The sequence below is a fragment of the Effusibacillus lacus genome (assembly GCF_002335525.1).
Lineage (GTDB): Bacteria > Bacillota > Bacilli > Tumebacillales > Effusibacillaceae > Effusibacillus > Effusibacillus lacus.
On sequence record NZ_BDUF01000018.1, the window covers coordinates 1 to 12,112 of the forward strand.

Here is a 12,112-nt window from a genome sequence, read left to right on the forward strand (position 1 = left end):
GGTCAGGCTCACTACGGGGCTACATCCCAAAAAACAATCTACCTATCCATTGTGATCTCTAAAATCTGTGTCTACTATTAAGACTAGCATCATTCTTTCTGTCAGGTGGGGTCTGAGACTTCAACCGTCCCAGCGCATCCCACTCGTTTACGGTGGTTCCGGCAGGCGTGACAGTCTTTGACACACGCCCGTCGGCATCATACTCATAGGAGGCCAGCAGCTTGTCTCCCATGCGCACTTCCGTCAGTTCCCCGGCACCGTTTCGGTTATAGGTGACAACTGCTCCTGACGGCTCTGTGACCGAAACGACCTGGTTTAACGCATCGTAGGCATAATGCGTCTTGTGGCCCCTGGGATCGGTTTTCGTCACAAGCCGCCCCAGCGAATCGTATTCATACAACGCCTTGTCCCCGTTTTGATTGATGGCCGCCAGCAACTGATCTCCGGTTCCATACTGGAGCCGAATCGTTTCACCGGTAGGACCGGTCTGCGAAACCAGGCGATTCCCGGCATCATATATGCGGGACGATTTTCTCTCCCCATTCATGTGCACAGCCACCGCACGACCGAGAATGTCGTATTCTGCTTGAACGCGATTCCCTTGCGGATCCATGGTTTCCGTACGATGGCCGTAGGCATCGTAACTGAAGGAGTACCGGTTGCCTTTCGGATCGGTCATCGAGGTGTGTTGGCCGCGCTCGTTGACGGTAAACGTGGTGGTTTCGCCAAGCGCATTTTTGATGGACAGCAAATTTCCTTTGCTGTCATAGGAATACTCAGTGGTGATTCCGGCAAAATCCGTCTCAGTAACCGGCAGATTCAGGTCGTTGTAGGTGATCGTCCTCGTTCTGCCGGTCGGGTCGGTGACAGACAGCAGGTTGTTTTTGGAATCGTAGGTGAGGACCGTTTCCCGGCCGTTGGCCTTTACCTTGCTCTGGTTGCCGTTGGAGTCATATTCAAACGACATTGTGCGGCCCAGCTCATCGACGATCTCCACCATTTGCTTTTGCCCGTTTTGCGTAAAGGTCCTTGTAAAGCCGTTGGCATCAGTACGGATCATCTGGCGATCCGAGGGGTACTGGTACGAGAACACCACTTGGCCCAAGCCGTTCTTCACCGCCGAAACTTTCCCGTCCGGATGATACTCGTAGGTGAAGACCGCTCCTTGCTCATCTTTCTTCTGAATGATGCGGTGGTTTCCGTCATATTGGTAGTCGACGGTTGAACTATCCGGTTTGGTGATCCTGGTGAGATTCTTGTTGGAATCGTATTGATAATGAAAGACGCGGCCGAGCGGATCTTTCATTGACGTGATGAGATCATTCTCATACGTAAACTCCACGGTGCGTCCGACCGTGTCGGTAATCTGGGCAAGACGACCTTGACCGTCGTATGTAAAGTTCATCTCGTTGCCGTTGCGGTCACGAATCTTGCGAATCTTACCGTCAGCCGGGTTGGCATTGGTTCTCCAAGGTGCTTTGTAAAGTTGATACGTATAGGTCATTCCGTTTTTATCGGTTACCACATAGGATCCGTCCGCTTGGCGCACCAAAGACGATGTATTGCTGCCATCACTGGGCAGATATGTCCCTCTATCAAGCGGGTAATAGATAATTGGATCATTGTCGAAGGAGGAAACAGTCAGGTTGGGATCTTCTTTTTGAAAGGTAAAGTTCCGGCTGCTCCCATTGCCGGCATACTCGGTCATGGTAAATTCGGCATACAGTTGAATGTAACGGTTATATGAAAAATCCCATCCATACCCGAACGGTGTCAGCTGATTGGAACCGCTTTCATAAGTTCGGGTAAAGAGCAGGGGAATGCCCATCGAATCGAGATTGAGATCTGTCTCCAGGAAAGTGAGTTGCCCCTCGACCGGATTGACAGTGTCCTGGATCCGTCCCGGTCCTGCTTCCGGCACACTGTTCTGTCCAACCCTCGCCAGAGGAGATTCCGGAATCCGGGGGTTGCCGCTTCCGGAAGGAGACGTGGGAGGAAGCAGAGCATTGCCCGTTTCTTGTCCAGGAGGGAAAAAGAGAGGGTCAATAAAAGGCACGACATCTCCCAGGTTCGAAGCGCGTGCCACGGAAGAACTGCCAAAAACGCTTCCCAGAAGCAGAATGCCTGCCAAAAAGGAAGCCGTCCATTTTTTTAATACAGATCTCAACATAAAACCCGACTCCTTTCTAACAATTGTTTCATTTTAAAATTAATTAATAATTAAATAATGAAATATAGTGTGTGTTTAATTATACGTCAGCTGTTGAAATCATTCCTGCAAAAATAGGCAATGGTGGAAAAAAGAAATACCCCTGTCTCAAAAAATGTTGAGACAGGGGTATTTCAACCATCTGAAGACGAGGTCAATCATTCAATTTTTTAATCTGGGTCCAACTGCTCCAGTTGTTGCCGGAGGATGATTTTTCCCCCGGGACCGGGACTGCCGGATGCGCCAATAACGTCGCAAAAAGGCTCAGTATGGCAAGCGAGACAACTGTTTTTTTCACTGTCCAAAGACGCCTCCTATTTGTCAGGTTCACCGAACCACTGTCCGGTAAGAATGTCCACGTTGCTTGTGGAAAGGGGTTCCGAATGGCTGCAATACGGACATACAAAGTAAAGAATCCCCTGTGCCATATCCCCGTACAGGCTGCTTTTATCCAATTCCATTTGAACATGACATCTGTCACATACCGCTTTGATCACTGTCCGTTCCCCCTTCCTTTTTTGCAGGGGCCTCGGGTAAATTCATGTCCGGGAGCTGCCCTGTCAGAAGCATTCGGGACAACATCTGATTCTCCCGCTCAACGGGATCGGGGTTCGCCCTGACGATCCATTCCCATCTCGGGAACAGATCACGCCGCAACATTTGGGCAAGCGTCAGTTTATCCGGTTCCCATTCCAATTCGGGCGGCAACTTGTCGTCTGGCATTATTCCGGGCTCCAGGCTACCAGGTCTTCCGCTTCCGAATCATTGTCCGGATCAAATGGCTCATAACCGCCTGCTTTCATTATGGCCACGATTTTTTCCGACATATCATGTGTCGCGGAATTGGTGTTTTGGTCGTGGTTTGTAAAATCAATATCCATATGGCCGGTAACCACATAAGTGGCATCATGCCGACCGTCAATGGAATGCAGCACAGAAACGGAATCAACTTGCCCGGCTTGTTGAATGCGGCCCATGAAACTCTCATCGGTGATTTGATCGTCAGCCGGGATGTGGGCTATATAATCCACATGGCAACCGGTGTGATTGGGCGTAATGACCACATCGGCATAGGGACTGGCCTCATCCGTCAAATCCAACCGGGTATGAATCAAGGTGCTCTGGTCCGCCTCGACTGCCCCCAACGGCATGTCCATCCGGTTGCGAACCAGGGTTACCGGCGCTCTTTCGTCCATGATATCAATAAACTGTTTGACAAATGTCTCGTACATCTGGTTTCCCCCTTGTACTGCCCGCCTTGTCCTTTATTCTTTAGAATTGGAAGCTGCAACGGCTATTATTCACCCTGGACACAAAATACCGGCTGCCCGGCGGGCCGCTGGCACCGCAGACAGCCGGTAAGGGGTTAACCTTGAAGGTTATCGTTTGACTCTGGCATGCCGATTCGTCCGTTTCGTTCCGCCATCTCCGCTTCCGCGAAGTTGATCATTTTCCGGACCATGTTCCCTCCGATGAGGCCTACTTCACGGGTGGTCATGTTCTCCCACCCGCGGTCCTGAATGTCGTCGTCCAGTCCCAACTCGGACGCCACCTCGTATTTGAGGCGATCCAGCGCACGACCTGCGTTCGGATTCAGAATACGTCGTCGACGGGCCATGTAGTCACCCCCTTCTTGTAGGGTGTCCATTTTTTAACGAAAATTCGGTTGTGAATCTGCAATGGCAGTTCTGATCTGTAATTTGTTGCCATCCGTTGTCACCGTCACAGCTCCATGTCGGTCCGTTCTGTAAACCTGCGCCCCAACCCCGGCCAACCGGTTTAGAACGTCCCTGTGCGGATGGTGGTAGACGTTGCGCTTGCCAGCCGAAATAATGGCATAGCGGGGACGAACTTTTGCCAAAAATTCCGGAGTTGTTGAATAATGGCTTCCGTGATGAGCGACTTTCAGCACATCAACCGGTTGCACAAACGGGAGAATGTCCGGTTCCGTTTCCCCTTCGATGTCCCCTGTAAACAGAAATCTGCGGCTGCCAAATTCCAGCTGAAAGACGACGGAATTGGAGTTGGAATCACTTCTCGTTCCCTGGTGAAAAACCGCCGGGTTCAAAAAACGCCAGGCCACCCCCGGTTCCAGCTGCCACCCGATTCCCGCCTGTGCCTGATAGATCGGGGTTCCCCGACTGCGGGCGGTTTCCAGGATTTCCTGATAAAAGGGACTGTCATCCGGATAGCCGGACACGATCAAATTGCGGACCTTCACGTGCTTCAGGATGGCAAGCAGCCCCCTGACATGGTCCTCATCGGCATGGGTGGCGATCACATAGTCGAGGGTTCCCACTCCCCGATGACGCAGAAAGGGAAGCACAATCCTCTCTCCCACATCAAAATCGCTTTCAAAATAAGACGGAATTCCCCCGCCATCCACAAGAATGGTCATTCCTGAAGGCGTTTCGATCAACGCACTGTCACCTTGTCCCACGTCCAGAAACGTCACTCGCAGTTCCTTTGAGGGCTTTAGCCATAGAAGAGCTGCAGCTACCAGCAAGATCGCCAGCAACCCGATGCCATTACGGACGAACCTCCGGGATGTTGTGAATTTCGAAATCCGGTTACGGTATAACAGGAAAAGCAAGCCGGCATAAAAAAGGGCAACACCCCATAACGGGGGGCTCGAAACACTCAAGGTCCATTGGCGGGTGGCCTCTGACAACCAGACGACCGGCTTGACCAAAAGCAGCATCAGGAACCGGTAGAGCCCCACAAAGGGGAGGGCCAGCCAGGGATGCGCCATGCCGAGCACCAACATTCCGAAGCCCAAAGGAACCAGGAGGAATGTAAGGGGCATAATATAAAGATTGGCCAACAGGGAAAAAGGGGAGATCTGGTTAAAGTGATAGACCAGAATCGGAGTGGAAGCGATCTGGGCAGCAAGGCACGCGGCCAATGCGGAACGGAACCAGCCAGGCCCCGGCAGAAAAGGCATCCACCTTGGAGTAAGGAGTATCAACCCGATGGTTGTGATGAAGGAAAGCAGAAATCCGATATCAAATACAACTCCCGGGTTCCACAAGGCGGACAACAGTGCGGCAGTCGCAACTGTAGTGAGCATGTCCGCCTGTCTGCCCAGGGAAGCCCCAATCAGGATCAGAATGGCCATGATTCCCGCACGTACCACCGATGGGCCGGCCCCTGAAGCCAACGTATAGATAACTATTGTGAGTATGACTATCGCGCCCGCCATTCCTTTCGGCATCCGAAAAAGCTTAAACAGATAAAACAAGGCGGCGGAGATCAATCCCACATTGAATCCGGAAGCCGCCAGTATGTGGGTCACACTCAGCGTTTCAAAAGCAGTCTCCCACTCTCCTGGCAAGTCTGATTTAAATCCCAGAACAATTCCGCCCGCCAGCTCGGCCTCCCCCGGCGGAAACAGCTTATAAAGCGTGTTCCATGCATGGTCACGCAATGGGGAAACGGTGATTCCGTATAGTGAAGTTTCTTGTCCAATTTTTTCTATCTGATTTGCAAATTTTACAGACATTCGTGCGTGAATTCCTTTTCTTGCCAAGTACTGCTGGTCATCGTAGCCGCCCGGATTCCGTTGGGGGGTAGGTTCCAGCAAGAGTCCCCGGATCTGAATCCGGTCTCCGTAACGGGGGATCGGTTCAATTTTTCGCGAATCGGAAATTTGAATGCGGTCCTCAAGTTCGACATTCTCACCGCTGCCCGTCAGTACCCGCTCCGCCTTCACTATGTACCGCCACTTTCCGTTCAGGAATACGGGTGAATCTTTCACAACCCCTGTAACAGTGACGTGTTGATCATAGAAGCGGTGAAATTGGTTGGGATGCAAAGAAAGATGAGATAGTCCGTAAAGCAGTCCAGCCATAAGGAAGCCCAGGGTAAGCATCGTTATGGGAATTGGCCGAGACCGATTTCTGTGCTTTACGATGAGGACTCCCAGCAGAACAATGTAGAAGAGCAGGAATGCGGCAACTGGCGGCGTTTGCATATTCGGGGCGAAACCGGCCATCACAACCCCTGCCAGAAACAAAATGGTGATATGGAGGATAACGCGGCGCAAGGGGATCTTCCTTTCGGGGAGAGTAAGAAATAAGGGATTTCAAGGAAGGGGAATAACACAACAGGGGGCTGTACGCCCCCTGAGATGTCACAAACTTCCGTCCAGCGTGCTATTGCTGGCTCTTTTTCAATGCCTGGTCCAGATCATAGATGAGATCCTCCACAGTCTCCGTACCGATGGAGAGTCTGACCATGTCCGGGGTGACTCCGGTTGAACGTTGCTGCTCCTCCGTCAATTGTTGATGGGTGGTGCTGGCCGGATGGATCACCAGCGACTTGGAATCCCCGACGTTGGCAAGAAGCGAGAACAGTTCCAACGAATCGATAAACTTGCGGCCTGCCTCCAAACCGCCTTTGATGCCAAAAGTCATGAGTGCGCCCTGGCCTTTTGGCAAGTATTTGCGGGACAGCTGGTAATAGGGGCTCGCTTCCAAACCCGGATAGCTGACCCAGTTTACCAGTTCATGCTGTTCGAGGAACTTTGCCACTGCCAGCGCATTCTGTGAATGACGCTCCATTCGGAGGTGCAGCGTCTCAAGTCCTTGCAGCATCATGAAAGAGTTGAATGGGGAAATGGCCGCCCCCAGGTCTCTCATCAGTTGCACGCGTGCCTTTATAATAAAGGCAAGATTTCCAAGCGCTCCCGTATAAGAAATGCCATGATAGCTCGGATCCGGATCAACCAAACCCGGGAACTTCCCGTTGGTCCAGTCGAAGGTTCCGCCGTCCACGATAATGCCGCCGATGGATGTACCATGACCGCCGATAAATTTGGTTGCCGAATGCACCACAATATCTGCACCATGCTCAATCGGACGACACAGGTAGGGTGAAGGGAATGTATTGTCAATAATCAAAGGGACACCCGCTTTGTGTGCCACTGCTGCAACTGCCGAGATATCCAACACGTCCATTCTCGGATTGCCGATGGTTTCAGCAAAAACAGCTTTCGTGCGATCGGTAATTGCGCGGCGGAAGTTCTCCGGATCTTCCGGGTCGGCAAACTTCACGTCAATTCCCAGTTTCTTCAGGGTAACCGCGAACAAATTATAGGTTCCGCCGTACAAATTGGTAGAGGATACAATCTCATCCCCCGGTCCCGCAATATTCAGAATGGAATAGGTGACGGCCGCCTGACCGGAAGAGGTTGCAAGAGCCCCTACCCCGCCCTCCAGGGCTGCTACCCTTTTTTCAAACACGTCCTGGGTCGGATTCATGATCCGGGTATATATATTGCCCGGCTCTTGCAGGGAGAACAGATTGGCCGCATGTTCCGTGTCGCGGAAAACATAAGAAGTGGTCTGGTAAATCGGCACGGCCCTCGAACCGGTTGTTGGATCCGGTTCCTGTCCGCCGTGTACGGATAATGTTTCAAGTCCCCATTTTCTGTCAGTCATGAATACCCCTCCTGTAGTTTCTATTCCCAACAACCAATCATTCCTTAATCAATAGGCGACTAACTGGTCTTTCAGAGTTTCAAGCAGTTTAGGGCCGAAACCCTTGATCTTGAGCAGATCCTCAACAGATTGGTAGGGGCCGTTCTTCTCCCTGTACTGAACAATTGCCTGGGCTCTTGTGGAACCGATTCCGTTCACCGTATCCAGTTGTTCGACTGTGGCGGTGTTAATGTTCACTTTGTCAGACTTGGCCGGAACTGCTTGTGCTGCGGAAGAACTGTCGCCTTTGGCCGGAACGGCAACCATTCCGCCGTCCACCAGTTTCTGAGCCAGGTTAATGGATTGCAGGTCTGCCTCGTCTGTAACACCTCCGGCCACCTGAATGGCATCGACTATGCGGGATCCGGCAGACAACGAATAAACGCCCGGATTCTGAACGGCTCCTTTGACATCTACCTTGATCTCAGAGGCAGGTTTGGATTGGGATTGTGGAGAATCCTGTTTGGTCTGGGCGGTCCCCGGAGTCTGTGTCTGACCCTCAAACTTTGGCAGCGGAACCTCTGTGGCTATGCTGGGGCGTTCATACATATATATCCCTGACACGCCCAGAATCAGAACCAAAAATCCGACAATAATCGCTTGTTCACGCCTTGTTAAACGGAACAATCCATTCACCCCTTCTGCTTCCCCCAATCTGAGAATTTCGCCACAAAATACCAGAACCCTTTTTAACAGATTAAATTTTTGGAACTTTCTTCAATTGGCCCGAGTTTGCAATCCTGCCGAATTCCATAGTACAATAACTCTGAAGAGGATTGGAAAGAGAGGAAGCGGAATGCTCACACCCAGTATGGAAGACTACCTGGAAAAGATCTACGAATTAATGAAAGAAAAAGGGTATGCCCGTGTGTCCGATATCGCTTCGTCCCTTTCAGTTCAGCCATCCTCGGTTACGAAGATGATCCAAAAGCTGGATGAACAGAATTACGTCACTTATGAAAAATACCGCGGCATTATTCTCACTCCTCGCGGTGAGCAGTTGGGCCGTAATATGAAACAGCGCCATAAAATGCTGGAAGGATTCCTGCGGATGCTTGGAGTCAGTGAAGAGACGATTGAGAAAGACGTCGAAGGCATTGAGCACCATGTCAGCCCGGGAACAATGAACAGTTTGCGAAGCCTGGTGTTGTTCTTTGAGGATTATCCCGAATGCCTCGAGGAGTTTCGAGAATTCAGGCAGAAGTTGAAAGACCTTTCGGCTGCCGACGGCGAGTCCAAATAAAAAGCCTGCATCAGGGGGCTTTTTTGTTTTTGATACTGGAGAGGAGTGACATCATTGTCCAGAAAAATTCGTGTCGGTGTGGTGTTTGGAGGTCGTTCGGGTGAACATGAGGTTTCCATTCATTCGGCCCGCTCCGTCATTGAGAATCTAAATCCGGAAAAATACGAAATCCTGCCTATTGGCATTACCAAAGATGGCATCTGGTACACAGGACTTGCGTCTTACAAAGCTCTCGGCACGGAAATCCCACCGAAATTGCTTGCGAATCAATCCGCTTCTCCATCCAATCTACCGGCACAAACGGAACCTGGTCCAACCCTTCCCACCTCAATTGGCGAAACACTTGACGTGATTATCCCTGTGTTGCACGGTCCATACGGGGAAGACGGGACTGTTCAGGGTTTGTTTGAATTGCTGGATCTTCCCTATGTGGGGGCTGGAGTACTGGCTTCTGCGGTCGGCATGGATAAAGCCATGATGAAAGCGGTATTCGCCCATGCGGGCTTGCCCCAGTGCAAATATCAGGTGTTCTTGCGTAATCGCTGGGAACGGGAACCGGAACCCATCATCAGCCTTGTGGAAAAAAATCTGGGGTATCCCTGTTTTGTGAAACCGGCCAATCTGGGGTCTTCTGTCGGAATCAGCAAAGCCCGTGACCGTAACGGCCTGGTTGCAGCCATGAACGAGGCGGCCCGTTATGATCGAAAGATCATTGTGGAAGAGGGCGTGGACGCCCGTGAGATTGAAGTGGCTGTCCTGGGCAACGACGAACCGCGTGCGTCCATCGCGGGGGAGATTGTACCGAAAGCTGATTTCTACGACTACAACGCCAAGTACGTGGACGGCACTTCCGATCTGATCATTCCCGCCGATTTGCCCGAAGACTTGATGAAGGAAGTACGCGATATGGCAATCCGTGCTTATCAGGCGATTGATGGTTCCGGCTTGTCCCGAGTTGACTTTTTCCTCGAACGCAATACCGACCGCTTGCTGATTAACGAGATTAACACATTCCCGGGTTTCACGATTTATTCCATGTACCCCAAACTGTGGGAAGCCACCGGGATTTCTTATCAGGAATTGATTGATGAATTGATCCGGTTGGCGATTGAAAGGCATCAGGACAAGAACAGAATGAAGTGACATCTTTGAGATGATGGTTCTTTTTCACAGTTTGCTGCCTAAGAGACACTGAGTGCCGCTATCGCGAACCACCTGCTGCCTTACCGGCACTCAGTGCCGCTATCGCGAACTGCCTGCTGGCTTACCGGCACTCAGTGCCGCTATCGTGAACCACCTGCTGCCTTACCAGCATTCAGTGCCGCTATCGCGAACCACCTGCTGGCTTACCGGCACTCAGTGCCGCTATCGCGAACCACCTACTGGCTTACCGGCACTCAGTGCCGCTATCGCGAACCGCCTACAGCCTTACCGGCACTGAGTGCCGCTATCGCGAACCACCTGCTGGCTTACCGGCACTCAGTGCCGCTATCGCGAACCACCTGCTGGCTTACCGGCACTTAGTGCCGCAATCCCAAACCGCCTACAGCCTTACCGGCACTGAGTGCCGCTATCGCGAACCACCTACTGGCTTACCGGCACTCAGTGCCGCTATTTGGATGGGCCGCCTGATCAACGGCACTAACGCTATTTGAACTTGCTGAACCTCAGGTGGAAAATGTTATTATAACCAAACAGTTGCAGCATGCACCAGGACGGCAAGGATAAACAGTCCCAGCAGGATTCTGTGCACCTTTTTCCTTAAGTCAAAGAACACAACCTGTTCTACTGCCCTGGCGACCCAGAACAGCGTCATTCCCTTGGCTGGAAGTTTACTCCCAGATCCTCATTCCATCCTTGGTGATGGCAAGCACTTCCCGCAGAACCCAATAGGGTTCAAACAATGCGTAACTCTTGGCACCATACCCGCTTGTGTGCATGCCCAGTTGACCAGCCAGCATTTGAGCCCTTTTTTGATGGAAGCGGTTGGTTACCAGGATGGCCGTCTTCATTCCCTCACGTTCCATAATTTCCTTGGAATATTCCAGATTGGTGCGCGTGGAGTGCGACCTCTCCTCAAGATACATGGCATCTGCCGGAACGCCTTTGCGTTCCAGGTACCGTCTCATCGCTTCCGCTTCCGATATGTGGCCCGCCCCATGCGCCCCCGACAGGATCAATTTCGGCGCATACCCTTGGCTGTACAACTCGTACGCCCAGTCACATCTTTCCCGTAATGAGGGACTCGGCTCATACCCCCACACCTGGGCTCCCAAGACAATGATCACATCCGCCTTCTCCGGTTGTATTCTCTTGCCGAACCGCTCAATTGAAAAGTACTGCCATGACAGATATGCAAACACCGCAGCCAGGCCGATCGCGATGTATTTTAGTGCCTGCCTGGCCAACTTCTTTCCTTGCAATCTCCTCACCTCCAGTAACCAAGACAATGTTTGTTCCAAAACGTTACACATTCTCATGGTTTTTCTGAAACGTTTTCCCTCTTGTTTCGTCTATTTCGATGAAGACATTTTATTCATTGGAGGCAAGATTTGCATGAAAAAATGGCAACTGGCTGGAGGAGGACTCGCTCTCTTGACAATGATGGCATCCACCCCGGTAGTGGCAGACGAAGTGGTTCGATTGATGGTAAATGGACGGATTTTGGAGACGGACGTCCCTCCCCAGGTGGTTAACGGACGCACCCTGGCACCTGTTCGACCGGTGGCGGAAGCCCTTGGAGCCAAGGTAAACTGGCATGAAGACACGAATACGGTTACGGTTGACTTGCCGGAAGTGGATTCTTTAAAGCGCCGTGTGGAACTGTTGGAACAGGCACTTGCTCCGAAGTCGGCAAAAGATGCGGCACAACTGTGGTTCGAAGGTGTGAAAACGAGAAATGGAGCCTTGCAGTTTGCCGCACTATCCCCAGGCCTGAGGTCGGAAAAACAAGCCACTTATGAATCCCGGCATTGGGTGACGGGAACCTCCAGCCCATGGATTGACACTTACACGATCAACGAAGGAAAGCAACTTTCTGACGGACGAGTGGAATTCCTGATCAAATTTGTCTGGACGGATTCCACCAAAGCAAAGACTGAGGCAGAGCAAACGGTCATTGTGCAGCAGTTTGAGCAGAACTGGTTTGTGTCCGACGTTTCCGGCTGGCGGATGTAAAAT

At 51.6% G+C, this 12,112-nt stretch carries 12 protein-coding genes; 3 read left to right on the forward strand and 9 right to left on the reverse strand.

Going from position 1 to position 12,112, the window contains the following annotated elements; genetic code table 11:
• Nucleotides 1-58: 58 nt before the first annotated feature.
• The 8 genes from EFBL_RS04275 to EFBL_RS04310 all read right to left on the reverse strand — a co-directional run bounded on the left by EFBL_RS04275 (nucleotide 59) and on the right by EFBL_RS04310 (nucleotide 8,316).
• The gene (locus EFBL_RS04275) at nucleotides 59-2,170 is read right to left on the reverse strand and encodes a DUF6531 domain-containing protein (RefSeq protein WP_096180903.1); all 2,112 of its coding nucleotides are present in this window, start codon (nucleotides 2,168-2,170) and stop codon (nucleotides 59-61) included.
• 353 nt (nucleotides 2,171-2,523) lie between these two features.
• The gene (locus tag EFBL_RS04280) at nucleotides 2,524-2,706 is read right to left on the reverse strand and encodes a hypothetical protein (protein ID WP_096180904.1); all 183 of its coding nucleotides are present in this window, start codon (nucleotides 2,704-2,706) and stop codon (nucleotides 2,524-2,526) included.
• Nucleotides 2,687-2,932, reverse strand: a complete 246-nt coding sequence (locus EFBL_RS04285) for a hypothetical protein (protein WP_096180905.1) — start codon at nucleotides 2,930-2,932, stop codon at nucleotides 2,687-2,689. Before EFBL_RS04285 ends, EFBL_RS04280 begins: the two co-directional genes overlap by 20 nt.
• Entirely contained in the window at nucleotides 2,932-3,441 is a 510-nt protein-coding gene (locus tag EFBL_RS04290; RefSeq protein WP_096180906.1) for a hypothetical protein, read from the reverse strand. Before EFBL_RS04290 ends, EFBL_RS04285 begins: the two co-directional genes overlap by 1 nt.
• A 134-nt stretch (nucleotides 3,442-3,575) precedes the next feature.
• Nucleotides 3,576-3,827, reverse strand: a complete 252-nt coding sequence (locus tag EFBL_RS04295; RefSeq protein ID WP_096180907.1) for an alpha/beta-type small acid-soluble spore protein — start codon at nucleotides 3,825-3,827, stop codon at nucleotides 3,576-3,578.
• A 33-nt stretch (nucleotides 3,828-3,860) separates the two neighbouring features.
• Nucleotides 3,861-6,203, reverse strand: coding sequence for a DNA internalization-related competence protein ComEC/Rec2 (locus EFBL_RS04300; protein WP_439952285.1), 2,343 nt, complete (start codon nucleotides 6,201-6,203; stop codon nucleotides 3,861-3,863).
• A gap of 160 nt (nucleotides 6,204-6,363) precedes the next feature.
• Nucleotides 6,364-7,650: a homocysteine synthase gene (locus EFBL_RS04305; protein WP_096180909.1), complete on the reverse strand. Its 1,287-nt coding sequence runs from the start codon at nucleotides 7,648-7,650 to the stop codon at nucleotides 6,364-6,366.
• Nucleotides 7,651-7,698: 48 nt separating this feature from the next.
• A complete protein-coding gene (locus EFBL_RS04310; protein ID WP_149029936.1) occupies nucleotides 7,699-8,316 on the reverse strand; it encodes a ComEA family DNA-binding protein in 618 nt (205 codons plus the stop codon).
• 169 nt (nucleotides 8,317-8,485) lie between these two features.
• Here EFBL_RS04310 and mntR point away from each other — a divergent pair, with 169 nt between their 5' ends.
• Together mntR and EFBL_RS04320 are read left to right on the forward strand one after the other, a co-directional pair.
• On the forward strand, nucleotides 8,486-8,932 hold the full coding sequence (gene mntR, locus EFBL_RS04315) for a transcriptional regulator MntR (protein ID WP_165912634.1): 447 nt from the start codon (nucleotides 8,486-8,488) through the stop codon (nucleotides 8,930-8,932).
• Nucleotides 8,933-8,986: 54 nt separating this feature from the next.
• A complete protein-coding gene (locus tag EFBL_RS04320; protein WP_096180911.1) occupies nucleotides 8,987-10,075 on the forward strand; it encodes a D-alanine--D-alanine ligase in 1,089 nt (362 codons plus the stop codon).
• 689 nt (nucleotides 10,076-10,764) lie between these two features.
• Here the strand turns inward: EFBL_RS04320 and EFBL_RS04325 are convergent.
• The gene (locus EFBL_RS04325) at nucleotides 10,765-11,355 is read right to left on the reverse strand and encodes a YdcF family protein (protein ID WP_165912633.1); all 591 of its coding nucleotides are present in this window, start codon (nucleotides 11,353-11,355) and stop codon (nucleotides 10,765-10,767) included.
• A gap of 133 nt (nucleotides 11,356-11,488) precedes the next feature.
• Here EFBL_RS04325 and EFBL_RS04330 point away from each other — a divergent pair, with 133 nt between their 5' ends.
• Nucleotides 11,489-12,109 (forward strand): copper amine oxidase N-terminal domain-containing protein, encoded by a 621-nt coding sequence (locus EFBL_RS04330; RefSeq protein WP_165912632.1) that lies wholly within the window; start codon nucleotides 11,489-11,491, stop codon nucleotides 12,107-12,109.
• Nucleotides 12,110-12,112: the final 3 nt, after the last annotated feature.